The sequence below is a fragment of the Sphingomonas sp. BL2 genome (assembly GCF_056680015.1).
This window is the reverse complement of sequence record NZ_CM155261.1, coordinates 3778201-3804451: the sequence shown is the minus strand read 5'-3', so window position 1 is coordinate 3804451 and position 26251 is coordinate 3778201. Positions and strand designations below refer to the sequence as shown.

The window sequence follows — 26251 nt, the reverse complement described above, 5'->3', positions numbered from 1 at the left end:
GCTTGGCTTACGGATGCAAGCGCCCCTCAGCCATTTCAAGATTGGCGCTGAGAGCCCGATCACCGGCGAACCGCGCGATCGTAACGGGGTACTTTCCTGCCGCAACGTGCCAATCGTTCGCCTTGACGTCAAAATCGGCAAGCAGTCTCGGGTCAATGTCTATACTGACACGCTGGTTTTCGCCGGGTGCCAGCATCACACGCTTGAAACCTACAAGACGTGTGCTCCCCCCGTTCCGCTGCCCCGCTTGGACGTAGGCTTGCGGCGAATCCGCGCCCGCGACCTTCCCCGTATTCGTCACGGTGAAACTGATGCGCGGTGTCGCTCCAGGTTCGATACGCAGATCGCCGTAACTGAAGCGTGCGTAGGAGAGGCCGTAACCGAACGGGAATAGCGGCCGGACACCGTGCTTCAGATACGAGCGATAGCCGACATCCGCCCCCTCGGCATAATCCACATCCACCAGCAGCGATCGTTCGACCATCCCATAGGTGCTTCCCTTCTTCTGCGCCCGATCAGCCTCCTTCATGGCGGATAGCCCTGGAACGACGGGGCGTGGTGCCTGCGCTTCGCTGGCGGGGAACGTCATCGGCAACCGGCCGGAGGGGTTGGTCGCGCCGAACAATATGTTGGCGATCGCCTCGCCCCCGCGCTGCCCCGGATACCAGGCCTGGAGCACCGCAGGTATACGCGAAAGCCAAGGCATCAGCACAGGCCCGCCTGTCTCCAGAACGACCACGGTGCGCTTGTTGACACCCGCTACCGCGTCGATCACTGCGTCCTGCCCGTCAGGTAGTGACATCGTTTCAACGTCCTGGGCTTCCGTGCGCCATTGCGAGGCGAATACGATCGCGAGATCCGCCTTTCGGGCGGCCGCCGCAGCGGCGTCAGGATCCGTGCCATCGACGAAGCTGATGGTGGCGTTCGGCGCCATCCTGCGGATGGCCGCCAGCGGTGACGAAGCGTGCCAAGTCACGCGGGCGAACGATGCCGCAGCGCCCTCCTTCAGCGGTATTTCGACGGGGGCACCTCCGACCGAGCGGACCTGACTCGATCCGCCACCCGACAGGACGCCCACGTCCGCATGCGAGCCGATCACCACGATCGATTTGACGGTGCGTGCCAGCGGCAGCAGGTTTCCTTCGTTCTTAAGGAGGACGCTACCCTTCTCGGCGATCTCCTGCGCAACGCGGGCATGGGCATCATAGTCGACAAATTGAGGTGTCGTCGGGACCGGATCGTTGATCAGACCCGTGCTGACGACGCCCCACAGGATGCGCTGGTTCATATCGGTCAGCCGGGTGGACGATACCGTCCCGGCCGCAAGCGCGTCGTCAAGCGGCTTCCCGAAGAAAGGCCCCTTGTCCAATTCGCGACCGGACTGCTGATCCAGGCCGGCGTTGATCGCCTTGACAGTCGAATGAACGGCGCCCCAGTCGCTCATCACCCAGCCCTTGTAGCCCCAGTCCCGCTTGAGGACCTGGTTCAGCAGGAAGTCGTTCTCGCACGCCCAGTCGCCGTTGACCTTGTTGTAGGAGCACATGACGGAACCGGGGCGGCCCCGCTCGATGGCGATCTCGAAGGCGAGCAGATCGCTTTCGCGCAACGCAGCCTGGTCGATGCGGGCATTCACGGTCGTTCGCAGCGTCTCCTGGGGATTGAGAGCGAAGTGCTTGACCGTGGACACGATGTGGTTGGACTGGACGCCGCGTATGGATTCGCCGGCCATCACGCCGGAGAGCAGAGGGTCTTCACCGAAATATTCGAAAGTGCGCCCGCCCCATGGATCACGGGTCAGGTTCACGCCGCCCGCGAGCAGCACGTTGAACGTCTTGGCCCGTGCTTCGGCGCCGATCATCGCACCGCCCCGATAGGCAAGCTCAGGGTCGAAGCTCGCGGCGATCGCCAGGCTTGCCGGCAGCGCGGTGGCGACATCGCCCTTGCGCTGTTCGATCTGATTGGCGACGCCGAGCGAAGCATCGCTTTCGCGTAGCGTCGGAACGCCAAGCCTGGGCACCCCCGGAACATAGCCGGCCGAGGGAATCATGTCCGCGGGACGGTCTTTGCTCATCGGCGGGAAGTAGCCGAAGACATAGGCTTGCCTCTCGGCAGGCGTCATCCGGCTCGCTAGCGTGGCAGCCTGCCGTTCCGCGGAATCCTGCCGTTCGGGCCCACGTGTCGCTACGCTCGCGTCGGACCGATCCTGCGCGGCTGCGCCTTCAGCCGTGGCGCCTGTCAGCGCTGCAACGAGAACGGTCATGACGGCGGACGGCGGACGCTTCATGGTATGTCTTCCGATCTTTAGGTTCGCAGCCGGGAGGATGCGAGGAGTAAGGTTCAGCCGTATCGAGAATGACCCCGGCGATCCGTCGGCTTCGCTGCCGTCCGGATCGCACGTCGTGCGGCTCATTCGGAACGAAGAATGCGCGGCATCACTCTGCCAGAGCGCGCAGCGTGGGATCGGCGACGGTCTTCATGACGTCGTAGCCCCGTTTGTTGGGGTGGACGCCGTCATCCGTCAGTTCCCGCTTCATGCCGCCCGTCGGTGTCGCCATCGCGGCATAGTAATCGATGAACGGCACGCCTTGGCTCTTCGCATAGTCGCGAAGCCAGCCGTTCATCGCCGCGAGCTGCGTTGCCGGGCGCATCGATGGATTCCACCAGAACGCATCCGCCGGGAGCAGCGACCCGAGCACGACCTTGATCCGGCGCGCACGGGCCAGATCCACCATCGTCCGGATGTTGTTCTGCCAGGACTCCGGGGTGATCAGCCCTGTGTTTCCGGCGATATCGTTCGCCCCAGTCAGAATGTGAACCGCGCCCGGCTTGAGCGCGACGACATCCTGATAGAAGCGTAGCAGGATCTGCTCGGACGTCTGGCCGCTGATCCCGCGGCCAAGGACCGAAGACGAGAAGAACGCAGGCTGATCGCGCTTCCAGAACTCCGTGATCGAGTCACCGATGAACACGATGCGAGGGGAGGCCGCGACCTTCGTATTCTCGTCGGCGTAGCGACACAGATTGGGCCAGTCGAGCTGGCGTCGTGCGCCGTCCTGCTCAGCCTTGGCCTTTTGACCTACCTGCGCATCGATGCGCGCGCATGCATCCTCGGTCATGGCGGTCTGCGGCTGCGCAGTCGCTGCGGCGAGGGCAATAAGTGTCGCTAACATGACGTTCCTTCGATTGAGGCCTTAGGCGTTTGCGAACGAACCGGCATACCGCTCGCGCAAAGCGCTCTTCAGTATCTTGCCGGTTGCGGTGTGCGGGAGCTCTTCGACGAAGACGATCTCGTCAGGAAGCCACCATTTCGCGACATGGCTCTGCAGGTGGTCGCGAACTTCGGCTGCCGACACCGCGCTGGCTGGACGCCGAACAACGAGCAGGATCGGCCGCTCTCCCCATCTGGGATGGACCGCGCCGATCGCCGCGGCTTCCGCGACGCCGGCACAGCCGACGGCGGCGTTTTCCAGATCGACCGAGCTGATCCATTCGCCACCCGACTTGATCATGTCCTTGGCGCGGTCGGTGATCTGCATCGTGCCGTCGAGATGCATGATCGCGACATCGCCGGTGTCGAACCATCCGTCGCTGTCCACCGCGTCGGATTCCGCCGCGAAATACCGACGGATCACCCAAGGGCCCCGGACGCGTAAACGACCAGGTGTCACGCCATCATGGGGCAGAAGCGCGCCGGCATCGTCGACAAGGGCCAACTCGATGCCGAACGGCGGTTTGCCCTGACGTGACGTGAGCGCAAGCCGCTCGTCCTCGTCCATCGTCGGCCAGGCCGCGGGCCGCTGCCCCATCGTGCCGAGGGGCGACGTTTCCGTCATGCCCCAGATGTGGGCAACGCGGACGCCCGCCGCCTCGAACCGCGCGATCATCGACGAAGGCGCCGCGGACCCACCGATGCTGACGTGACGAAGCTCTTTAGGGAAGCTGTCAGTGGTATCCGCATAGGCCAGCAGACTAAGCCACACCGTGGGCACCCCCGCCGAATGCGTCACGGCTTCGTCAGCCATGGCGCGCGCCAGCAGCGCCGGCTCGTTGGTGGGACACAGCACCAGCTTCGCGCCTGCGATCGCGGCGGCGAAGGGCAGTCCCCAGCCGGCCGCATGAAACATCGGCACGATGGGGAGTATCACCGCTGCAGCCGAGAGATCGAACATGGAGGGGGCAACAGCAGCCATGGCATGGAGCACGGTCGACCGATGCGTATACAGCACGCCTTTGGGAGCACCCGTCGTGCCGCTGGTGTAGCAGAGCATGCATGGCTCGCGCTCGTCACCCTCGGACCAGTCATACTGCCCGTCCTGAGGCTTGAGCAGGTCGGACAGGCTTCCGGATCCCGTGCCGTCGATGCAGATGAAGTGCTCGATCGTCGGCCATCGGTCGCGTAGCCGATCGACTAGCGCTTCGAAGGCGCCGTCATAGAAGAGCACACGGTCGGCCGCATGGTTGACGATGTAGATCAGCTGCTCGTCGAAGAGGCGGGGATTGAGCGTATGAACGATGGCGCCCATGCCGATCGCACCGAACCAAGCGCTGAGATGGGGCGCATGGTTCATCGCGAGGGTCGCAACACGATCGCCGCGTCCGATGCCCATATGCTCCAATGCCTGTGCCAACCGCCGTGCGTCTCCGGCGAGCTCCGCCCAGGTACAGCGCGTGACCTTCGTATCCGACCAAGCCGTCACGATCTCGGTGGTGCCGTGGTGATGCGCTGCGTGCTCGAGCAATTGCGGGACGCGCAGTTGGTGGTCCTGCATCGACGCGATCATTGCCGTGTCCTCATGACGGAGAGCGCCATTTGAAGGTCACGGCGGATTGACCCTTCAGGTGGAAGGTGAAGGCACCATAGGGCGTCGAGATGATCGGATCGTGGTCGGCGCTGTCGGCGTTGTATGCGAGGAGGGCGACGGTCCCGTCGGGATTGGCGAACGCCACGGACAGGACATTGTCGACGCGCTCGGTCGACGCGATCCGCACGGCACCGCGCTGGACGAAGCGGCTGAGATGGCCAAGCGAGTAGTATTGGACGTTGCGGCTGTAGGTGCCGGTGATCGGCTCCACGGTCACGATACCCGTGCAGGCAAGACAGCCGCCCTTGTGAGGACCGAATGTCGTATCGAGCGCGACGTTGAAGAACGCCACGCCGCGAGCCCAGTTGCGGGTGGTGCCGATGATCAGGTTCTGCATGTCGTAACCGAGGTTCGACGCCCAGTTGATCGCGGTCGCCGATCCGACGCATTCGGTGAAGAACACGTCCTTGAGAGGATACTGATTGTGGACGATCGACTGCTGCGAGACGTCTCCGCCGTAGCAGTGGAATGCGCTGCCGCTGACATACTGCGCCGCGCGCGCATTCGCGAGCACCTGCAACGCCTGCGGGTTGAGGTCCCAATTGTGATCGAGTTCGAGAAGCTTCGTCTGCGGTGATGCCTCCGCGAGCTGCGGACCGACGTGATCGGCGAACAACGCGGCGCGCTGGTCCGGAGACAGCAGCATGCCCGGATAGTCGGTGGGTGCGAACGCCGGTTCGTTCTGGATGCTCATGTAGTCGAGCGGGACGCCGGCGGCGGCATAGGCCTGGGCCGTCTTGGCCAGATACGCGCCAAAGACGTGGAAGCTGTCATCGCGCAGCGTGCCACCGATCAGCGATCCGCTGGTCTTCATCCATCCCGGGGGACTCCACGGGGTGCCCATGACGACGAGGTCGGGATTGAGCGCCTTCGCGGCGCGGACCGTCGGCAGCACGTCGGTGGTGGCGGGCGCGATCGAGAACTGCGCCAGGGCCGGATCCGTCTGTCCGGCTGGAAGATCATCGTAGCTGTAATGTGTCCGGGAGAAGTCGGACGCGCCAAGGGTCAGCCGCGTCATGCCAAAATGGTTGCCGCCTGTACCGAACAGATCATTCATCAACGCCGTGCGCTGGGTGGGCCCGAGCGCATGTTGGATGAGGTAGGCGGATGCGTCGGTGATGCTCGCGCCGAAGCCTTCGATCTTCTGATACCGGACGCTCGGATCGACGACGATCGCGTTTCCGGCGACTGCGCCATTGTAGAAGGGGATGGGCGCCTGAGGGGCGAGCAACGATTGCTGATCCCCCGTCGTCAGCCATGCCTGGGCAACGAGGCCTGTCTGAGAACCGGCCAATGCCGTTGGAATAGGCGCCGGCGACGGCAGTATGGCTGGTAGCGCGCTGGAGACGGCCCCCTGCACGACCGTGACGAGGCCTGCGGCGGTCTCATCGTCCGACGCGCCGTAGAGCAACGCGCTTGCGCTCGTTGCAAACAAGAGGCCCACCGCGGCCAAGCCTAAACGCTTAGACATTGTAATCCTAACCTCTTGAGCGTTGATGCATCTGGATGGGGTGGTGACGGCGTCGGGCCGTCACCACCAAGGATCGGACTAGAACTGCGCTGTTACGCCTGCAAAGAAGCGACGACCGATGATGTCGCCGAATGAAGCGGCGGGGTACTCGTTCTTGCGATCGAAAAGGTCGTTGACGCCGAGGCGCAATGCGTATCGATCCGCAATCGTGTATTCGAGGGACACGTCGTGCCGGTAATTGGCGCGAACCTTGTAGAAGCCGTCGGTGGAATTCTCGACGGTTGCACCCTGCCCGGTCAATGAAGGCGAGAGGTAGTTCAGCGCGTAGGTGATGAGCGCCGGACCGATCTTGTATCGCGACTCGAAGTGAACAGACCATTCCGGCAACGCCACTGTTCCGTCGAGCTTCTGCGTCACTCCAAGGTAAACGACCTCTTCCAGACGATTGTGCGTCGCAGACGCCGTCAGGGCGAGCTGGCCGGGCAAGGACGCGGAAATGCTGCTGAGGGAGAAACGGTAGTCGATGTTGTAAAGGTCGGATTTCAAGCGTGCCGATCCGGCGTTCACGGTCGTGGCAACGCCGCGGTTGATGTCGCCGTTGCTGTCGTAACCAAGAGTTCCGCAATAGACGTCCGACTGCGGCTGCTGGTCGAAGCAGGTCGACGCGAACTCGTTGACGCCGAACAGAGCCAGCGCATTGCCGATCTTCAGATCGAGACGATCTGCGGTGATTGTCAGCCCGCGAAGGAACGTCGGCTGGAACACGAACCCGAATGTCAAAGCGTTCGACACCTCGTTCTGCAGTTCTGGATTGCCCCGGGTCGTCAGCTGCACCTGTGAGGTGCCTGTACCGACGAAGTTGGCGAGGCGGTTGTCGACCGTCGGTGCGACGCCCGCCGGCAAGCTGTTCAATCCGTAGTTCGCGTTAGCCGTGAACAAGGCGACGCAGTTCGCCCGCCGCGCCGTCGGGTTGGGACCGCCATTGATCGCCGTGATCGAACATGGGTTGCCTGCGCCGCTTATCGCCACCGAACCGGGCGCGCTCACCTGATTGATGCTGGGCGCGCGGAAATTGCGGCTGCGGTTGATGCGCGCCGTAAGGCCCGCGCCAATCAGCCAGCGGCCACCGACGCCCCAAACGGAGTTGTTTCCAGCCAAGGTGCTGTTGACCAGGCGATACGAGCCGTCGAAGTCGAGAGCCTGGACTAGCGGCAGACGGAAATCGCCACCGACCAGGGGGACCGCGACTTCACCGGCGATCTCGTCGGTGTTAAAGCCCCCGCGACCGCCGACGGCCTTGATGCCTGCGAGGTAGATGCCGTCGAGGTCACCCTGCAGAGGATTGAACGACGCGCGCTGGTCGCGATGCTCGTAGGTCGCGCTGAATTTCGCCATCCCCCCGGGCAGACGCACCACGTCGCCGCTTATCGTGGCCAGTACGTCGTCCTGCAGGTTCTTCACCGGGCCGAGCGTGCCGGAATCGGTGACGCCGCTCTTGCCGACGGCATAGTTCAGGACAGCCTGATTTGGCCGCTCGGTGCCGAAGATGTTGAACGGGACGCAGGACGCGTCGACGACGGTCGTCTGGTTGATCGCGCAGACGATCTGGCCGGCCGAGTTGCGGACGGCATTGGCCGCATTGCGGAAGTTGGGATAGATGGGCGCGTACGCGTCGATATCGGTATTCACCTGACCGTGCGAATAGGACACCTCGTAGTCGAAGCGTCGTTTCCCCAGGTTGAAGTTGCCGTTCAACGCAGCGAGCGCGCGATAGGTCGTGGTAGTAAAAAACTGGTCGCCGCCATTCGGATCGACGTCGAGGAAATTCTTGGAAAGATAGAGCGGCTGACCCGCAGCGAAGCCCGGATTGGCCGCCGAAAGCGCCTGGACTGTACTCTGCGACAAGTACGGATTGTTACGGGTGAAGGGCAGGGGCTGCAGGTCGGAATACGCGAACGACAGCACGGGAATGTACTGCTGAAGCAGTGCGCCTCTCTTCACAAGCCGCGACCGCGTCCGCGCAACCAGCAGTTCGGTCGAGAACGTCAAATTGCTTGTAAGATCGTAGTGACCAATGAGCGAACCGATGGCGCGTTCAACGCCAGGCACCAGTGTTCCGTAGTCCTTGAACGGCCAACGCAGATCGCTTCCCGTGGCTGCTGTAGCGACCCCCGGAACCGGAGTGCCCAGCCCCTTCAATGCGATGTTACCGTCTCCGTCGATCGTGACGCCGCGGCCGCCCTGCTTCACGACGCCGTTCACATCGAAGTTGAACGGTCCGGTGACAACAAGGCCGTTTTGATCCACATATTGCGTGGCGTCGTTGTATGCTGTGGTGAACGGAATGCCATTGGCGCCGGCACCGGGCGTAAGGTTTAGACCGGCTCCCGAAATGAAACGGTCAGAACGCTGCTTGAAAACGAGCGGGTCAGTCTTGGAGTAATCCGCTTCGATGGCGATGTTGCCTCGCCCGCCCGCGAAGTTCCGGCCAGCCGTAAGACGCACGGTATGGAGCGAATAGTCGCCATCGCCAGTTACGGTATTCTGCGCCTCAAGGCGCACGCCCTGAGCGTTCTTCTTCAGAACGTAGTTCACGACGCCACCAATCGCGCCTGATCCATAAACCGCGGCACCGCCGCCCTGGACCACTTCGATCCGGTCCAGCAGCCCGAGCGGGATGATATTCGTATCGACCGCTTCGTCGCCCAGACCAAGCGACGTGGAAACCGTGCGACGCCCATTGACGAGAGTCAAAGTTCGAGCGGGCCCGAGGTTGAACAGGTTTGGAAAATCGGCGCCGGCTACCGCCTGGCCATTCGAGACATAGGGCTGAGGCGTACGTTGCGGCGTATTCGACGTCAGCTCGTTGAGCGCGTCGCCAGCCTGATTAAAGCCGCGCTGCTTGAAATTGTCGGCGTCCAATACCGCGACGGGAGCGGATGCAGTCTCGTCAACGGAACGCCGAATGCGCGAGCCGGTAACTACAATCTCGTCCTTTCGAGCCCCGTCCTGTCCGTCGGCGGGGTTTTCTGCTGCATCTGCTGCGGGCGTCGCCTCCACAGGGGCCTGCTGAGCCCAAGCCGTACCATTTGCCGTAAACGCCAGCCACACAGCGGTCATGCAGCCAACAGTGTACAGCCGCGACGATGCCTTACGCATGCTAAAACCCCCTCCTAAAGCGCCTCCGGTTCGGAGACAGAGCTGCTTTGCGGCCATCCGCAAGCGCCCGATTGAAAGCCAACCTGATTCGTTGTATGTATTCTTATTGCTGTTAGCGACAGTAACATCTTGAAAATGTCGTTGGCAAGCGTGATTTAAGGTGGAGAGCGTATGCGAACGGAAAGTGGCTCTGGCGCCACGAGCGAAGAGGAGGCCCCTTCCACTTGGTTGGCTGCGCGGGCATCCCGGGTCGCAATAGCCACGCGACTGAACTACGACGGGCGAATGACACCCGCTAAGGACATCGCAACTCCGCTCCCGAATAAGGTTCGCCGAACCCGCACACCGGTTCGCACGCAAGCCGAGCGGCGAGAGGCAACTATCCAGGTCATTTTGGACGAGGCCGAAACGCTTTTTGCGTATCATGGTAGAGACGGTGTCACGATCAAGGCGATCGCATCGGCTGCCGGGGTGACGCCGGCACTCATCAACTATTATTTTGATGGCTTGGAGAATATCTTCGAAGCCGTCTGGTCTCGTCGGGCATCCATTCTGAATCCGATCCGCATCCAGGTTCTGAATGACTACGAGTCGACGAATTCGGGTAATCTGGAAGCTGCCGGGGCGATTGATGCTTTTCTGAGGCCGATCTTCGATCATGTGTTCTCGCTTGGGGAAGGCTGGTCGAATTTCATGTCCTTGATAGGCATGACGAACACGACCCGCTTTTGTGGCGCATTCTACATGGACAAGCATTTCGACGACGTCGTTCAGCGCTTCTTGGAAATCATGCGTCAGATTGGGAACGTACCTGATGAAGAACTGTTCTGGTTTGCCCATCATCTTTTGGGATCTTTAACGTTTTCGATGGCCCAAACAGGCAGAATCAACCGGATCTCTAAAGGAAAGTGCAGCTCAGCAGATTACGACAACGTGCTGCGTTCAAGCGTTCAGCTATTTTCCAGTGCTTACGCCGCGCTTGTCGCCAAGTACGACAAGCCTGAAATGCCTCCGATTTGATAAATGGTAGCTGATCGGAGAAAGGCCGACTATCAGCATGATATGTGGAGCGACCGTTACTGTCGATTGGTGGGACGACGCTCATTGCTGCATGATGACGCTCTACAATCTACTTGATGCTCCGACTGCCGCCGGCTTGAGCGTGCAGCTCTCACATGCAGGCTTCGTTTTTGTGGTGGTCCAGCGCAGGCAAAGCATCGCGGAAGGCAGAAGACGCCGCTCAGAGCGTCGATCCGGCTCCCCGGTTCCGGCCACTTGTTCTTGCCCAGGGTCAGGGGGGAGTTGAGGCGGCGAGCCTCCTCACACTGACCGCGTCGCTTTCTCGAAATTAATAATATTTTCGGAAATCCAGCGCGTGATGAGTTCACGGATATCGGTCCGTCGCCTGACGGAGCCGCGAGCGTCTCAAGCCTGACGACTCGCTCCCCCGCGGTGCGAAGCGGCTCCCGGCTCGTCGCCAGCACGTGAAGCGTCGACAAGGCTTGCAGAAGGTCTAGCGGAGTACCAGGAAAGGAACGCCGCTGCGCACTCTGTGCAATTGAGACGGTTGTTGGTGGTCGAGCGGCTTGATCAGACGGGGCTCGGGCAGTCATGAACTACAACCAGCAGTTCGGCGCCTAGATGACGCTCGAAACATTTGGAATCAGCCTTGCAAATCCGGGTTCGATGGCCCGACGACGACTTCCGCCCTTGCTCTGCTTTTCAATATCGCAAGTGAGGAAAGATGGGCGCGCATGTAGTCAGACGCCTCCTGCCTGCGATCCGTCAGAAGGAGATCCACCATGTGAACATGCTCACGGCACCGGCCCTTCGCCGTGTTCCGGTCGAGCATCTGCTTGTAGTCTATCAGTCTGCGCAACTGATCGATCCGCCTGAGCGAATCGATGAAGAAGGTGTTGCGGCTGCAACCCGCGATCGCCTGGTGAAGCCCGGTGTTCAACTCGAACAGTGTTATGTCGCTGACGTCGTGGATCGCGCCGTCGATCAACCACTGCTGCTGCTGGCGGACAACCTGCAGGATCTCTGTGTCGAGCGCGAAGCGCGGCTCAAGGATCGCCGCTGGTTCGATCAGCAATCGGAACCGGTAGCTGTCGTCATACGCCTCCAGCGACGTGAGGACGGGTAGGAATTCCCAGCCATTTCCCGGCAGACGTGCGATCCATCCCTCTTCGACCATTCGTCTCAGGATATGACCGAGCTTTCCGCGCGTGACGGGATAGCGACGTAGGAACTCGCTTTCGGTCAGGCGATCGGGGAGCTTGCCGTTGAGTCGGTCGTCCGCGATCTGGAAATACACCTGCTCATCATCTGCAGCAGGCGCTGCTATGATGGACTTCGGCACCGTATCTTGCAACGTCGGCGCGATCCGTGTGCTGCCGTCGTCCGCTTCTTCGACGAGGCCCTGCACGCGAAGTACCGAGAGCGCGCCACGCACCGGCGAGCGCGACACCCGCAGACGCTCCGCCAAACCGCGCTCCGTTACCCGTTCCCCTACCTTCAATATGCCTGATGCGATCAGATCGGTGATCTGCGCCGCAAGCTGCGTCGATAATGCGGTGGTTTTCATCGAATGACCATCGCTGGTATTTTGTGCTTGCGCAATACCAGGTCTGTTTGTAGGTATAGTTTCGCTACATAATACCAGGTCGCAGTATGCGGGCAGGTGCAAACACTCGAGGATTCCAATGCAGCTCTCGATCAATCCGGCTTCCGGCGACGAACTCGCACGTCTGAAGGACCATGACCCCGCGTTCGTCGAAGCAGCGCTGACTCAGGCGGTCGAGGCGCAGAAGGTCTGGCGTCAGGTTGCCATCGAAGATCGGGTCGAGTTGCTGCGCCGTATCGCTCGGGTGCTTCGCGCCGATCTGTCGCGCTATGCCGAACTGATCGCCCTGGAAGTCGGCAAGCCGATCGCCGAGGCCGAAGGTGAAGTCGAGAAGTGCGCGATGAATTGCGACTTCTATGCCGAACACGCTGCGGCCTATCTCGCCGACGAGGCCATCGCATCGAACGCGTCCGAGAGTCTTCTGAGCTATGAACCTCTGGGTGTGATCCTGGCGATCATGCCCTGGAACTATCCGCTGTGGCAGTTCTTCCGCTTTGCCGCGCCGGCCCTTGCTGCGGGCAACGGCACGATCCTCAAGCACGCGAATAACGTGCCGCAATGCGCGATGCTTATTCAGGACATATTGGACAAGGCTGAGTGCCCGGACGGTCTTGCGAAGGTGCTGCTGCTGCAACCTGGCGAGGTGGCCGGGTTGATCGCCGATGATCGGATCGCCGCCGTGACGCTGACAGGCTCGACGCACGTCGGAACGATCGTAGCGTCGCAGGCGGGCAAGGCGCTGAAGAAGCAGGTTCTGGAACTGGGCGGCTCAGATCCGTTCATCGTGCTGGCCGATGCAGACATCGCGACGGCCGCGGCGATGGCGGTAAAGGCGCGCTACACCAATGTCGGGCAGAGCTGCGTCAACGCGAAGCGATTCATCGTCAATGACAGCGTTGCCGATGCGTTCGTCGCCGCGTTCAAGCGCAACGTCGAGGCGCTGGTGATCGGCGACCCGAAGGATCGCGCCACGCAGATCGGCCCGATGGCGCGCGCCAACCTTCGCGACGAGTTGGACCGCCAGGTGAAGGATACGTTGGGGCAGGGGGCGACCCTGGTCACCGGTGGTACCCCGCTCGATCGACCCGGCTTCTACTATGCGCCGACGATCATCGACCACGTCACGCAAGAGATGACGGCAGCCCGAGAGGAGACCTTCGGTCCGGTCGCAGCGATCATCCGGGTGAAGGACGAGAACGAAGCCATAAGGATCGCCAACGACACCGAGTTCGGGCTCGGCGCGTCGATCTGGACAGCCGACACGGCGAGGGCCCGCGCTCTCGCCAAGCGCATCGATGCCGGAGCGGTGTTCATCAACGGCATCGTCGCCTCCGACCCCCGCCTGCCCTTCGGCGGCATCAAGCGCTCGGGCTACGGCCGTGAGCTGGGCATCATCGGAATGCGCGAATTCACCAACATCAAGACCGTCTGGATCGGCCCCGCGCAGGGCTGACCTCGAGTCGTCAGGAGAATGCCATGTCGAATGCAACCACAGCCAGTCCGCTCGTGCTGCGTCCTTCGGAGATCACACCGAAGGACCGGGGCGGCGGTGTGCGGACCTATCCGCTCGTCCGGTCGGGGATCGGCGCTACCGCCTTCATCAACGGCATCACCGAGTTTGACCCGGGATGCGCGGTACCGCTGCACTATCACAACTGCGAAGAAAGCGTGATGTTGCTCGAAGGCGAGGCGATCGCGACGATCGATGGGATCGAGCAGCGCGTCGAACCCGGCGACACCACCTTCATTCCCGCCGGCATCCACCACTTCTTCCGAAACACGTCGGCGACCGCGAAGATGCGGATCTTCTGGGTGTATGGCTCCATCGATGCCGACCGCACTCTCGTCGCCACGGGCGAGACGCGTCGTATCGACGATGAGCACGGCGGACGATGACCGTGGCTCAGCGCGAGACGTCCCCGATCGTGGAAGCGGACGCTCTGACCCGGTTCGCGGCGCTCATCTACGAGCGTGCGGGAATGATGCGCGACGATGCGCATCTGGCAGCGGACACGCTCGTCAAGGCGGATCTGTGGGGTCATCAGACCCACGGCGTCATGCGCCTGCCCTGGTATGTTGGGCGGTTGGCGTCACGAGCCGTGATCGCCGACGCGGTGCCGGAACTTGTGATGGATTCCGGCGCCGTCCTGGTTCTCGATGGCCACGACGCGATGGGTCAGGTCTCGACCGCCCGTGCGACCGAACTCGCGATCGACCGTGCCAAGGCGCACGGCATCGCCGCGGTGGCGGTGCGGAACTCCAACCACTTCGGCACCGCGATGTATTTCACGCTCATGGCTGCTCGGGCCGGCTGCGTCGCATTCCTCTCGACCAACGCCAGCCCGGCGATGCCGCCGTGGGGCGGGCGCAGCAAGACCGTGGGCACCAATCCATGGTCATGGGCGGCTCCCGCAGGGTCCCTGCCGCCGATGGTGTTGGATATCGCCAATACGGGCGTGGCGCGCGGCAAGATCTATCTCGCACGGCAGAAGGGCGTTCAGATCCCGCTCGGCTGGGCTCTGGATGCCGATGGCCAGCCGACCACCGATCCAGTCGCCGCACTTGGCGGCGTCACGTTGCCGATGGCTGGCCACAAGGGCTACGGGATCGCGGTGATGATGGATATGCTTTCGGGCGTGCTCAGCGGCAGCCAGTTCGGAACCCGCGTCAACGGACCCTATCAGACGGAAAAGCCCGGGGGGGCGGGGCACATGATGATCGCGCTCGATATCGAGGCGTTCCAGACCCAGGGCGAGTTCGCCGAGCGCATGGAGCAGATGATCGCTGAACTGAAGGCTACGCCGCTGGCCGCCGGCCACGACGAGATATTCTACCCTGGCGAACTCGAAGCGCGCAGCGAGGTGCGGCTTCTCGAAACTGGTCTGGCACTTCCGCAGGACACGTTGACGGACCTCGCGACGTTGGCGAAGGACTGGGACTGTCTCGACGCGCTGCCTTTCGCGCCGTGACGAGATTCCCGCTTTGCGCCCATCTGGGCTACCTGTTCACGGAACATGCGCTGCGCGATCGCTTTGCCGCTGCTTCGCGCTGTGGCTTCAGGTTCGTCGAACACCCGGCGCCCTACGCGCTTGCACCCGACGAAGCCTCTGACCTGTGCAAGCTCAACGACCTGCACATGGTCCAGATCGCCACGCCGATGGGCGATCCCGGTGAAAAGGGTCTGGCCGCGATGGTCGGGCGCGAAGCAGACTTTCGCGCCAGTGTGGATGAGGCGATCGCCTACGCACTGGTCCTCGGCACCCGGTACATCCACCCGATGTCGGGCGTACCGACGCAGGGTGGAAGCGACGCGGAAAGTTGGGACGTCTACATCCGCAACGTCGCGTATAGCTGCGACCTGGCTGCCCGCGCTGGCCTGACGGTCAACATCGAGCCGATCGGGGCCGGCACGCTCGCCGGCTACTTCATGAACCACCCGGACAAGGCCACCCAAGCGATCGCCGCAGTCGCGAGGGACAACCTGTTCATGACCTTCGACGCCTTCCATGCCGCGCAGAGCGACGTCGATCTCGCGCAGTTCACGCGGGAATGGGGGAGGGCGTTCCGCCACGTACAGATCGCCGACGATCCCGGCCGGCACGAACCGGGCAGCGGCACGATCGACTTCCCCGCCTTTTTCGAGGCCTTGGCGACGGTCGGCTACGCCGGTGTGATCGGCCTTGAATACGTGCCTGCGGCCGGCACTGCCGAAGGCCTGGCCTGGGCCGACAATTATGATCGCATCACGCCACTGGAACCGACCATCGATCGGGAGACCCGCACATGATCCACGAAATCGCGCATATCAGGATCAAGCCTGACTCGAAGCAGGCTTTCGAAGCCGCGGTGAAAGCCGCCGAGTGGCATTTCAAGGTGGCCAAGGGCTGCCGCAGCTTCAGACTCGAGCGAACCATCGAGGACCCGCTCGCCTACCGGTTGGTGGTGGGCTGGGACAGCGTCGAAGATCACATGGTGACCTTCCGCGCGACCGAGGGGTTTGCCGAATGGCGTGCGCTCACCGCACCGCATTTTGCCGAACCCCCGGAAGTCTATCATGTCGAACTGGTGCTGACGGGATTCTGAGCCGGGGCATCTAGCCCCGATCATGCCGAACCGGGCCTGCGCAGACTGCAGGCCGATCCACGACCCTACACGACGATACGTCGACTTCGCATCAAGACGAAGACGGCGATCAGGAGAGCTTTGCCATGAAGATCGCACATTCGAACACGCTTCATCCTGACTTTCCACACCGGCGCGCGCGCCGCCCGCGTGGAGATCTGAAGGCTTTCTGCGGAGTTGCGGCGACAAGCCTCGTCGTCCTGGCTGCCCCCGCCTACGCGCAGAACAACGCCAACGACCGCAACGACCTCCTCGTCGTGGTCCGGGAGCAGAAGGATCTGCTGGCTCGACAGGCAGCAGAGCTCGAGACGATGAAGGCTCGCCTCGATGCGATCGAAGCCAATGCAGTCGAACATGCTGCGACTCGCCAGCAACCTGGACCTGCACCCGCTGCCATGACTGCTCAGGCACGAGTTGCCACGGAAGCTACACCGGCCATGCAGGGCCTGCCGGCCGGATCCGGGCTGGTCCCCTTCGCACCGCAGCTTGTCCCGCCGGGACCCGCCGATGCCTCGGTCGCGATGGCCCGCGCTCTCGCCGCTGCCAATCCGGCCGGGGTCACCACGAAATGGGGTGCAGGCGCGCCGATCTTCAGGTCGGCGGACGGAAGCTTCTCGTTCAAGCCCCGCGGCCGGATAATCGAAGATGTCAGCTCGACGGTGGGCTCGCGCTATGACGGACGCAACATCACGACCACGGGCGCGCGCGCGCTACGTCTCGGCATCGAGGGCGCCGTCGGTACGCATTTCATCTACCAGTTCGAGATGGACTTCTCGGAGAACACCGCTGACGTCGTCACGGCCTATGTGGGGTGGCGCAACCACCTGTTCGACAAGCTGGACTACGACATCCGTCTCGGTCACCTGGTCAACGACCGCAGCTTCGAAGGCATCACCGGGTCGGACTCCACGCCGTTCCACGATCGCAACGTCGTCGCCAACGCCATCGTACCGCAACGCGGCTACTACGGCTTGGGCGGTCAGGTGAGGATCTTCGGACCCACCTGGCACTTCTCGACGCAGCTTACCGGCGACCGCATCGACGGCGATCAGCGCGTGGCCGATGGACGAACGGTCATCGTGCGTGGCCACTGGAATCCGGTCAAGAACGACGGAAACATCGTCCATGTCGGGGCCTGGATGTTCGACGAGCATCTCTCGTCCGCGCAACGCAACCTGACGCGCGGCACCGTCATCGGTGGCCGGTTCAATGGTGCCCTGCGGGTCCAGACGGGGGCGCTGGACGGTGGCACGGGGACGACGGGGTACGGCGCCGAACTCGGCGGGTATTTGGGTCCGCTCTGGATCATGGGCGAGACTGGCCATCGTACTGCACGGCGCCTGGACGCGCCCTCGTTCCAGACCAGGGCGTCGAGCCTGTCGGGTGGCTATTTTCTGACAGGCGAACTGCCGCCCTACAACCCTCGTACCGGGCAGTTCGATCAGCCCGACGTGAAGCGACCGGTCTTCAACGGCGGCACAGGGGCTATCGAATTGACCGCCCGCTACGAAACGCTGCGCTTCTCCAACATTCCCACCCCCGGCGAAGGGTGGGAAACGACCTTGGGCGTGAACTGGTATCTGAACTCCTTCACTCGGGTCATGTTCAACGCGACGCATTGGAACACCGACAACCAGGGCGGCGCCTACATCGGCCCCGACGACGGCGAGACCTACGCCACGCGCATCTCCGTCAGCTTCTGATGGCCGTGTTTCAGCACGTCCTGCCGACTTCACAGCACAGCATCGAACGGGACGACCCATGATCGAGCTCTGGACCCATATCCACGATGACTTCGCGAACCTCGGATCGGGCGCCGCTCTGGCAGCGTTCGGACAGGTCATTCTCATCGACGTGATGCTGGCCGCGGACAACGCGATCGTCGTCGGCGCGCTTGCCGCCGGACTACCGCCGACGTCACGCCGAAAGGTCATCATGATCGGCATCGCCGCGGCGCTCGTTCTGCGCATCGTGTTCGCGCTGGCGATCACGCAACTCATGCAGGTCGTCGGCTTGGTGTTCGCAGGTGGGCTGCTGCTCGTATGGGTGGCGTGGAAGATGTGGCGCGAATTGGCCTCCGCCGGCGGCGCCGCCGAAGACGAAGCCTTGATCAATCAGGACGGCGTTTCCGTTCCGAAGAGCTTCGCAGCCGCCGCATGGTCCGTTGCGATCGCCGACGTGAGCATGAGCCTCGACAACGTTCTGGCGGTCGCCGGCGCCGCCCGCGCCCACCCCGGCATTCTTATAGTCGGGCTGATGCTGTCGGTCGCTCTCATGGGTCTTGCCGCCAACCTGCTGGCGCGCGTGATCGGGCGTTACCACTGGGTCGCCTACATCGGTCTTTTCGTCATCCTCTATGTCGCGGGCAGGATGATCGTCGATGGCTGGTACGCCCCCATCACCGGTCTCGGCACGCTGTTCTCATGAACGGGATCGGGCTGCTCGGTGGGGCCAAGACACTCAAAACACGCGCTCGGGTCGCAACCGGCCCGATCCGAGGAGATACCTCATGCTGACCGTCCTAGCGTATCTCATGGTCGCTGTTTTCATGGCGGCGATCATGACTAACCGTCTGTCGGCGCTCATCGCGCTGATCGTCATCCCCATCGCCTTCGCGGCGATGGCGGGCTTCACGCCGCAGATCCCGGACATGGCGATCGACGGCCTCAAGACGATCGTGCCCACCGCCGCCCTGATGCTCTTCGCGATCCTGTATTTCGGGTTGATGATCGACGTGGGCCTGTTCGATCCGCTCGTGCGGTTCGTGGTCCGCATCTGTCATGGCGACCCCGTGAGGGTGATCGTAGGTTCGGCGATGCTCGCGATGGTGGTCTCGCTCGATGGCGACGGTTCGACCACCTACATGATCTGCGTCACCGCGATGATGCCGCTGCATCGGCGGCTCGGCATCAATCCGATGATCCTACCGGCGGTGACGATGCTGCCGAACAGCATCCTCAACATCGCCCCGTGGGGTGGTCCGACCGTGCGCGTGATGTCGTCGCTCAAGCTGAGTCCGTCCGATGTGTTCGTACCGCTCGCCCCGACGGTCTTCATCACATGCCTCGCAGCGTTGGGCATAGCGTATTATCTCGGCCTCACCGAGCGACGTCGCCTCGGCCTGGTAGATACCGTGAAAGGCGGCTCTGCCCAGAAAGCCGGTTCCGGCGAACTTGAGGACGTTCCGGTGCGTGCGGTCGTCGATCGACCGGTATGGTTGCAGCGCTTCAACCTTGCGCTGACGGTGTCGCTGATGGCCGTCCTCGTTCTCGACATCATGCCGCTCGCCTTGCTCTTCATGCTGGCGTTCGCGATCGCGCTGACGGTCAATTTTCCCAAAGTCAGGGATCAGCGGGCGCGTATCGATGCGCATTCGTCCAACGTGATGAATGTCGTGTCGGTCATCTTCGCCGCTGGCGTGTTCACAGGCGTGCTGTCCGGAACGGGCATGACCGACGCCTTGGCAAAGAGCGTCATCTATATAATCCCCGACGGTGGCGGGCGCTTCCTGCCGCTCATGACCGCGTTCCTGAGCATGCCGTTCACCTTCTTCCTGTCGAACGACGCCTTCTACTTCGGGGTCGTCCCGGTCCTCGCGAAGGCAGCTCAAAGCTATGGCATCGGTGCCGATGTGATTGCCCGCGCATCTCTGCTCGGCCAACCGGTTCACCAGCTCAGCCCGCTGGTGGGCGCGCTCTATGTGCTGATCGGCCTGTCGAAAGTCGAGCTCGGCGCGCATCAGCGCTTCAGTCTCAAGTGGAGCGTCCTGTTATGCGCCGTCATGTTTGTATCAGCCGGTATTACCGGGGCCGTGCCTTGGTTTTGAGCGGCGTAGACAGACCGCGGTTATCACAATTTCCCGATGGCGGCGAAGCTCTACGGCTCGAGCAATAGAACGCCAGTCCCAGAAGCATCTGCTAAACCTGATTATTTACAGGGATATAGGCGGCGAGCATTGCATCGGTGACACCACGTGCAACTGTGGAGCGCGGTTGCGTAGCTGTCATCACCCGTCAACTGGTCGCCACGCCCCAACTGTAAGCACGGGGAGCGCAGGATTACCGTAGCCCATCTCCTACTCTTTCTAGTCGTACCGAGTTGAGGCTGATATATGTTAAATCTTAAAATCATCAGGGGGCACCATTGCCTGCAGCGCATTGCGTATCATCGCTCGAAGGAATCATACTGCAGGCAGACCAGGGCTTCCTTGATCTGCTGTGTCGCCCAGAGGAGGAAGTGATCGGGACATCCTATCGGCAGATCACCGATCCCCGGGACCTGAAACGAAGCGCCGACATGCTAGCGGCATTGACGGAAGGTGCTGCGCCCATCCGCTTGCAGAAGCGATACCTGCTGCCCGACGGCACCTCCATCGCGGCAAATCTACTGGTCACGCGCTTCTCATGCCCTGACCGTTTGATAAGCACCCTGTTTTGGCGCGAGAGCGGTCGGGACCCGCCTCCGGCCAGACTATGGGAGGCAGCCCTTCGGATACGTCATGTCCATGATGCTCGCATCAGGCTTTTCGGCGCCGATCTGAGCACCGATCCGATCGGATCGGTGCTCATCGGGATCTATCTAGCCGAAGCCGAGGGCCGTAGTATCGGCCTGGGGGAGATCGCGACATATGCAGGCATCGCAAGCTCAACCGCCGCCCGATGGGTCACAGTGTTGCAGCAGCGCGGAATCGTTGAGTGGGAACAGGACGCGACGATCGACCTCCGACTGACCCAATCGGGAATGGACCGAGTGGAGGCAATGCTCGCTACGGTCTATGAGGCACCCGATGGGGCGATGATGCTGGCTTAAAGTACACGTGGGAACGCACCGGCGTGTCTTACTGGGTCCAGCGAGCCGATTGCAGCCTTTGCCGACGAAATTCGAGGGCGACAAACTTAACTCGGATTAGCCTTATATTGATAGCAGCGGCTAGGCTTCCCTGATCTAGATTGCGCCCGCTACTCGTTACGCCGCGCGTCGGGCATGAGACAGGAGGCCAAAATAATGGCTCTTGAACAACACGACAAACTCAAAGCCCTTCTACTCGAAGCGCTGGCAATAGCCGATAGGATGGAGGGGCATGATGTTCTCGCCCTCTACATCGTCCAGCCACTGGATAACCTGACGCCCGACGTTCCGCAGTGAGCCGTTCGACGAAAGCTGTCGCTGCCACACCAGGAACGAACGGGCTACGTGCCCTTCCATGTCAGGGAAATCGCGTCCCCGATCAGCGTCAAGTCGAGCAGCCGCCGTCGATGCTACCCGATCCGTCTGCATTGCGGGTTTGGGGGGCTCGGGTAGCAAGCAGTGCCACGCTGTAGCCCGCCAACCACGCTTGGCAGGCTGCATAATTCGAAATAGGGCAGGGGCAATCCAATGGGGTCATCCCCGATTTTCCTGGCTCCATGCCTTGAGCGTGAGCCACAGAGATCGGGTGAGGGCCTGCGCACATCGCGTATCGATTAACATTTTCCCCATCGATCTCAATGTCGGTTGGGTTGGCTAGCTACTGCACTGCACCATAAAGCTGCCCGTCTGCTTTCTTTCCAACCCTGTCGTTCCCGAGATGCGTTCGATTCCGAGAACGCAGTGACCTTCTCCCTCGCCCTCCCTTTGCAGCAACGCGCACCAGCCTCCCTGCTGCCCGCCGGACCAAGTCGTGAGCATAGTTCCTGCCCGCTTCCAACCCGCCAGCAAAGCCCGACGCCTCTGCACTATGCCCTTGCTGATAGCGGTCAGTCTTTCCACTCAGCCGCCAAGAGACGATCCGCGAGAATATGTTCGAGATCCTTGAGGGCCGCTGCCGCCGTGGCGGTCGGCCCCGATCCTCCCCCCATGGCCACGACATCGCCCATGAAATCGGTGGTGATCCGAATCGCCTTGTTATTGTCGGTGACGTGGGCAAGCGGGTCGGCCTGATCGAGGGCCTGGACGCCGACGCTGGCGCGTGCCGTCCCGCCCTCATACCAGATGCGGCCGACGAGCTTGGGTACCAGCGCTTCCGCGCGCCATGCCGCAATCCGAGCTTCTGAGATCGACTGGATGCCTTCAACGGATACGTCCTCCATCGTCAGATCTGCATCCAATCCAAAGTTGGCGAGAAGCAGCAGCTTGCAGGCGGTGTCCCAGCCTTCGATATCGTTGCGCAGATCGCTTTCGGCAAAACCGGCATCCTGCGCTTCGGCTAACGACTCTGCGAACCCCATGCCGCCCGACGACATGGCATGCAGGAGGTGATTGGTCGTTGCATTGAGTATGCCCTCGATCCGCAGGATCGAACAGCCCCGCAGCGCATAGTCCAGCAGGTCGATCGTCGGAAGCGCGGCTGCTGTCGCCCCGCTGATCTTGAGCCTCGCGCCCGACGCACGCGCGAGATCGCGCAGGTGCCGTCCGCTATGGACTAGCGCACCCTTGGAGATGACGATCGCATCGTTCCCTGCCGACAGGGCAGACGCGATGTACGCCAGGCCGGGTCCCCCCGTGCGGAAGTCGCTTGGTCCGGCTTCGATCAGCACGTCTGCACCACTTGCACGGATGAAGTCGGGGCCAGATGCCCCCGTCTCAAACGACTTCAGACGATCCAATTCCAACCCGGCACGGTCGCTGATGCCCGATCGCGATCCGCAGGCGGCAACCAGCCTCACGTCGGTCCGATAAAATTGTCGGTAACGCTCGCGACGGGACAGGAGCATTTCCGCCACGGCCCTGCCGACCCCGCCGAAGCCCACGATGGCGACGCGACACTCGCGCATATCCCCTTCCCGCCGGCTCACTTCGCGAACAGGTTGGAAGGATCAGCGAAAGCTTTCATCTCGACGGCATTGCCGCTCGGATCCTTGAAGAACATAGTCGCCTGCTCGCCGGGCTCACCTTTGAAGCGTGTATAGGGCTTTATGATGAAATCGACGCCGGCTGCCGTCAGCCGTTCGGCAGCGGCCTGCCAATCCCCCATCGGCAGCACGACGCCAAAATGCCTGACAGGCACGTCATGACCATCGACTGCGTTGGCCGATACGGCACAAGTCTCATGCGGTGCGAGGTGAGCGACGATCTGATGTCCGTAGAAATCGAAGTCGACCCAATCGACCGAACTGCGACCTTCGGGACACCCGAGCAGGTCGCCGTAGAAGGAGCGCGCCCTGTCGAGATCGTCGACGGGAAATGCCAGGTGGAAAGGTGGAATGACAGACATCGGCAGCATCCTGATTGCGTGACGTCATTGCCATACCAAATCACCCGGCATCATGAAAAACGGTATATCGTGAACGTGAGCAACGCGATATCTCATCAATCACGATGATTCCGGAACTTCGTACTCTTATCGCCGTGGCACGGAACGGCACGTTCGCCGCCGCGGGACAGCGGCTTGGTCTCACACAGTCGGCCGTGAGCGGACACATCCGCCGCCTGGAGGATGCCCTGGGCTTCCTCTTGTTCGAGCGCACAGGCCGATCGGCGCGCTTGAACGCTGCCGGCGTCCGTGTCTTGGAACGTGCCGAGGACCTCGTCGCGGCGTTCGACGCTTTGGCAGACCCAGTTCGCCACGAGGAGACGGGCGGGCATCTACGGATCGGCGCCATCGCCTCAGTTCAGACGACGCTCGTCGCGCGGGCGCTCGTATCGTTCGGGGCGAAGTTCCCCACCTGCCGCATCCATCTGGTGCCCGGTGTCTCGCTGCAGCTTCTGGACAGGGTCGATGCTGGCGAGCTTGAGCTTGCCATCGTTATCCGTCCGGCCTTCGATCTTCCATCGAACCTCGCCTGGGTCCCCTTGGTCACGGAGGACTATGCCCTGCTGGCGCCGCGGATGGTCGATGAGGATCAGGACTGGCGAGCGATCGTCGCGACGTGGCCGTTCATACGTTACGATCGTTCCTCCTTCGGCGGTCGGCAGGTGGATCGCTTCCTTCGTCGGGAGGGTGTCCTTCCACAGGAATGGCTCGAAGCTGACGAGATCCAAGCTATGGTCGCGCTTGTGGAAAGCGGGATCGGGTGTGCGATCGTCCCCATCACGGAGGGGTTGGAGCTATCGCCGAACCGCGTTCGGCGTATCCTGCTCGGTGCCGACGCGCCCCGACGCGAGATCGGCGTCGTTCATCAGACGCTAGGATCCACGACCGAAGTAGATGCCCTGATCGGCCGCCTCGTGGACGCAAGACGGGACTGAAGTCAATCCCATTCAACGACCCGCCGGAAGCAACCTATCTCGAAATGCCAGCCGTTGTATGAAAGCGGACGTTCGTGATCAACCGTGCCGTCCCAGTCGCCAATTCGCACGTGGTTTAGATCGTATTTTTAGGGGGGTGGGGCTGGTAACGGTTTACCAGCTCTCTAGCGCCAACTGCCATCCGCACACTGTCGGAAAACACATGATTGTCGTCGGGCGGCAGGTCAGGTGACGGGGGCTGCTCTAACCTATCCCCGGCACATGCGACAAACCCTGTCGCTTTGTCCGATTGTGCGGAAACCAAAATTCAGAGGTTTTCCGTCACCTACCACAAAAGGGCGGGACGTCGTGCTTAGCGTCAATCCGGGTATACCCTGAGTGAGCATATGATTTGAACACAAATCCCGTTCAAACAGGGTCGGTAACAGCGAAATTGAACACCTCATTCTGAAGTTCTAAACCCTGCTTGCACACATAGGCGTCTTGCTTACCGGCGTGGATCGCGAGGTCGGCCTATGCCTTTAGAGGGCGATCGTGGGATTTGTAGTCGATGGAATGAGCGTCGGCACGCATTGCATGTTTGACGCTCGGTTCGCGGCTGCCATAAGATCAACGTCACCTACATCGCGGCAATCGATCCACCATTTGGCATCAGTGATCCGAAGGCATGCGTTACAGTCGGCGTCGCTGTTTGAGTTGGTTAGCGCTGCGAGCCGCTTGTTCCTGATCGTTGACGCCCAGCTGATTTGCCGATCGGTCCCAGTCAGCGGCGGAAGAACAAGGTGTGAGACAGCGGCGCTGCTTGACGCTGCCGCAGCGACCTCCTCAGCCTTCTTCTCCGCAACGAAGCAATCACGACAGATAGTCGTCTTCAGCCACTTGGCCTTACGTTCCTGCTGGCTTTCAAAGCCGGTGAGATGATGAGCCTGCTCATGACCGCAGGCATGAATGATCCGCTGTTCCATGGCATGAATGATGCCCGCTCGTGGTTTGTGCGCAACGCCAATGAGTCAGGTTGAATCAGAATTGCGGCCAGTGGCTGGCGATTGAACGGGACAAATGTCCAGCCAACTAAGCTGGCGCAACGCCGTCAGCGTTCACCAGATCCGCGCCAACCAATGTGCCAATGAGCCGGACGCGCTTCTCTACCAGATCTACGGGGGTTCGATGCAATTCCAGCTCGTAGCGGCCACCGACATCGCGGCGAAGATAGAAGGCTCCGCCATCGCGGACCAAGGTGCCTATCTCATTGATCCTGGTACCAGTCGCTACCATCGCTACGTCGTCGCTCCGTTGATGATCATGCATAATTGCGGGGGATCCTTAAGGCACCCGATGCTCCTTAATAGTCGCCTGATCCTGCTAATTCGTTCCCGACCGGTCTCTAAAGACTGATATTCCGCCGCGCCATTTCAACGAATCCCATATCCCCGATTGGTGAGCGGGGCTCGGCTTTAAAGATGTCGGCCAAATCGAGCAGATCCTCGTTGGAAAGGTTCGCGATCGACGCTTCGATCTCGGCAAGCCGCTGCACGGCGTGATCGCCGCGATCGGCGACCCGCTTCATTCTTGTCTTGAGCATGTCGCCTTTTATCATAAACGCCGCGGGGGCGGCGGGGGCAATTACGCCCGTTGGCTGCGGTCGTTCGGCAAAAATGCACCCTATCTGCAGGCGAAAGAAGCTTCTTCAATGGAGAACCGCATCGCGTTCGGAGAGATGTCGAAGCGGCAGGAACGGACAGCTGTAACGGTATACGGCGTAGTCGAGGTTCCTGCGGACTGTCCGCATCTATGGCAAAACCTGGTGGAAGCACGAACCCGCTGCGCGGGAGTGTCGTGGGGGGC

23 protein-coding genes are annotated in these 26251 nt (G+C 61.8%); 13 read left to right on the top strand and 10 right to left on the bottom strand.

The features are described 5' to 3' along the window. Positions 1-7: 7 nt before the first annotated feature. From AC1ME3_RS17435 to AC1ME3_RS17415, 5 genes are all read right to left on the bottom strand, one after another. Positions 8-2284: a beta-glucosidase family protein gene (locus AC1ME3_RS17435; protein WP_480954188.1), complete on the bottom strand. Its 2277-nt coding sequence runs from the start codon at positions 2282-2284 to the stop codon at positions 8-10. 148 nt (positions 2285-2432) lie between these two features. Further along, positions 2433-3170 carry an SGNH/GDSL hydrolase family protein gene (locus AC1ME3_RS17430; RefSeq protein ID WP_426280361.1) on the bottom strand — a complete coding sequence of 246 codons (738 nt, stop codon included), beginning with the start codon at positions 3168-3170 and terminating at the stop codon, positions 2433-2435. Positions 3171-3191: 21 nt separating this feature from the next. Beyond that, entirely contained in the window at positions 3192-4781 is a 1590-nt protein-coding gene (locus AC1ME3_RS17425) for a long-chain fatty acid--CoA ligase (RefSeq protein ID WP_480954187.1), read from the bottom strand. Positions 4782-4791: 10 nt separating this feature from the next. Continuing rightward, positions 4792-6333: a glycoside hydrolase family 30 protein gene (locus AC1ME3_RS17420; RefSeq protein WP_480954186.1), complete on the bottom strand. Its 1542-nt coding sequence runs from the start codon at positions 6331-6333 to the stop codon at positions 4792-4794. Between the two features lie 78 nt (positions 6334-6411). Continuing rightward, entirely contained in the window at positions 6412-9492 is a 3081-nt protein-coding gene (locus tag AC1ME3_RS17415; protein ID WP_480954185.1) for a TonB-dependent receptor plug domain-containing protein, read from the bottom strand. 285 nt (positions 9493-9777) lie between these two features. Here AC1ME3_RS17415 and AC1ME3_RS17410 point away from each other — a divergent pair, with 285 nt between their 5' ends. Next, positions 9778-10512, top strand: coding sequence for a TetR/AcrR family transcriptional regulator (locus tag AC1ME3_RS17410; protein ID WP_480954184.1), 735 nt, complete (start codon positions 9778-9780; stop codon positions 10510-10512). Between the two features lie 643 nt (positions 10513-11155). Here the strand turns inward: AC1ME3_RS17410 and AC1ME3_RS17405 are convergent. Then, positions 11156-12079 carry a GntR family transcriptional regulator gene (locus AC1ME3_RS17405; protein WP_480954183.1) on the bottom strand — a complete coding sequence of 308 codons (924 nt, stop codon included), beginning with the start codon at positions 12077-12079 and terminating at the stop codon, positions 11156-11158. Between the two features lie 118 nt (positions 12080-12197). On the opposite strand from AC1ME3_RS17405, the gene AC1ME3_RS17400 reads away from it, so the two are divergent. The 10 genes from AC1ME3_RS17400 to AC1ME3_RS17355 all read left to right on the top strand — a co-directional run bounded on the left by AC1ME3_RS17400 (position 12198) and on the right by AC1ME3_RS17355 (position 21385). Then, on the top strand, positions 12198-13571 hold the full coding sequence (locus tag AC1ME3_RS17400; protein ID WP_480954182.1) for an NAD-dependent succinate-semialdehyde dehydrogenase: 1374 nt from the start codon (positions 12198-12200) through the stop codon (positions 13569-13571). 23 nt (positions 13572-13594) lie between these two features. Then, a complete protein-coding gene (locus AC1ME3_RS17395; protein ID WP_253069796.1) occupies positions 13595-14014 on the top strand; it encodes a cupin domain-containing protein in 420 nt (139 codons plus the stop codon). Further along, positions 14011-15087, top strand: coding sequence for an Ldh family oxidoreductase (locus AC1ME3_RS17390; RefSeq protein ID WP_253069797.1), 1077 nt, complete (start codon positions 14011-14013; stop codon positions 15085-15087). Before AC1ME3_RS17395 ends, AC1ME3_RS17390 begins: the two co-directional genes overlap by 4 nt. Next, the gene (locus AC1ME3_RS17385; protein ID WP_480954181.1) at positions 15084-15905 is read left to right on the top strand and encodes a hydroxypyruvate isomerase family protein; all 822 of its coding nucleotides are present in this window, start codon (positions 15084-15086) and stop codon (positions 15903-15905) included. Before AC1ME3_RS17390 ends, AC1ME3_RS17385 begins: the two co-directional genes overlap by 4 nt. Beyond that, positions 15902-16201 (top strand): putative quinol monooxygenase, encoded by a 300-nt coding sequence (locus AC1ME3_RS17380; RefSeq protein WP_426280329.1) that lies wholly within the window; start codon positions 15902-15904, stop codon positions 16199-16201. The genes AC1ME3_RS17385 and AC1ME3_RS17380 overlap by 4 nt, the downstream gene beginning before the upstream one ends. Positions 16202-16326: 125 nt before the next feature. Then, on the top strand, positions 16327-17943 hold the full coding sequence (locus tag AC1ME3_RS17375) for a porin (protein ID WP_480954180.1): 1617 nt from the start codon (positions 16327-16329) through the stop codon (positions 17941-17943). Positions 17944-18001: 58 nt separating this feature from the next. After that, positions 18002-18667, top strand: coding sequence for a YjbE family putative metal transport protein (locus AC1ME3_RS17370; RefSeq protein WP_480954179.1), 666 nt, complete (start codon positions 18002-18004; stop codon positions 18665-18667). 82 nt (positions 18668-18749) lie between these two features. Further along, the gene (locus tag AC1ME3_RS17365; RefSeq protein WP_480954178.1) at positions 18750-20066 is read left to right on the top strand and encodes a CitMHS family transporter; all 1317 of its coding nucleotides are present in this window, start codon (positions 18750-18752) and stop codon (positions 20064-20066) included. A 317-nt stretch (positions 20067-20383) separates the two neighbouring features. Continuing rightward, positions 20384-21049, top strand: a complete 666-nt coding sequence (locus tag AC1ME3_RS17360) for a helix-turn-helix domain-containing protein (protein ID WP_480954177.1) — start codon at positions 20384-20386, stop codon at positions 21047-21049. A 174-nt stretch (positions 21050-21223) separates the two neighbouring features. Then, on the top strand, positions 21224-21385 hold the full coding sequence (locus AC1ME3_RS17355; protein WP_253069802.1) for a hypothetical protein: 162 nt from the start codon (positions 21224-21226) through the stop codon (positions 21383-21385). 590 nt (positions 21386-21975) lie between these two features. On the opposite strand, the gene AC1ME3_RS17350 is transcribed toward AC1ME3_RS17355, so the two are convergent. Beyond that, positions 21976-22992 carry a homoserine dehydrogenase gene (locus AC1ME3_RS17350; RefSeq protein WP_480954176.1) on the bottom strand — a complete coding sequence of 339 codons (1017 nt, stop codon included), beginning with the start codon at positions 22990-22992 and terminating at the stop codon, positions 21976-21978. A gap of 17 nt (positions 22993-23009) precedes the next feature. Further along, positions 23010-23432, bottom strand: coding sequence for a VOC family protein (locus tag AC1ME3_RS17345; RefSeq protein ID WP_480955865.1), 423 nt, complete (start codon positions 23430-23432; stop codon positions 23010-23012). A gap of 104 nt (positions 23433-23536) precedes the next feature. Between AC1ME3_RS17345 and AC1ME3_RS17340 the strand changes: the two genes are divergently transcribed. Next, positions 23537-24406, top strand: coding sequence for a LysR family transcriptional regulator (locus AC1ME3_RS17340; protein WP_480954175.1), 870 nt, complete (start codon positions 23537-23539; stop codon positions 24404-24406). A gap of 521 nt (positions 24407-24927) precedes the next feature. Here AC1ME3_RS17340 and AC1ME3_RS17335 read toward each other — a convergent pair. After that, positions 24928-25371, bottom strand: coding sequence for a hypothetical protein (locus AC1ME3_RS17335; RefSeq protein ID WP_480954174.1), 444 nt, complete (start codon positions 25369-25371; stop codon positions 24928-24930). Between the two features lie 94 nt (positions 25372-25465). On the opposite strand from AC1ME3_RS17335, the gene AC1ME3_RS17330 reads away from it, so the two are divergent. Beyond that, positions 25466-25801 carry a hypothetical protein gene (locus AC1ME3_RS17330; RefSeq protein ID WP_480954173.1) on the top strand — a complete coding sequence of 112 codons (336 nt, stop codon included), beginning with the start codon at positions 25466-25468 and terminating at the stop codon, positions 25799-25801. Here AC1ME3_RS17330 and AC1ME3_RS17325 read toward each other — a convergent pair. After that, positions 25791-26003, bottom strand: coding sequence for a hypothetical protein (locus AC1ME3_RS17325; protein WP_480954172.1), 213 nt, complete (start codon positions 26001-26003; stop codon positions 25791-25793). The genes AC1ME3_RS17330 and AC1ME3_RS17325 overlap by 11 nt on opposite strands. Between the last annotated feature and the right edge of the window lie 248 nt (positions 26004-26251).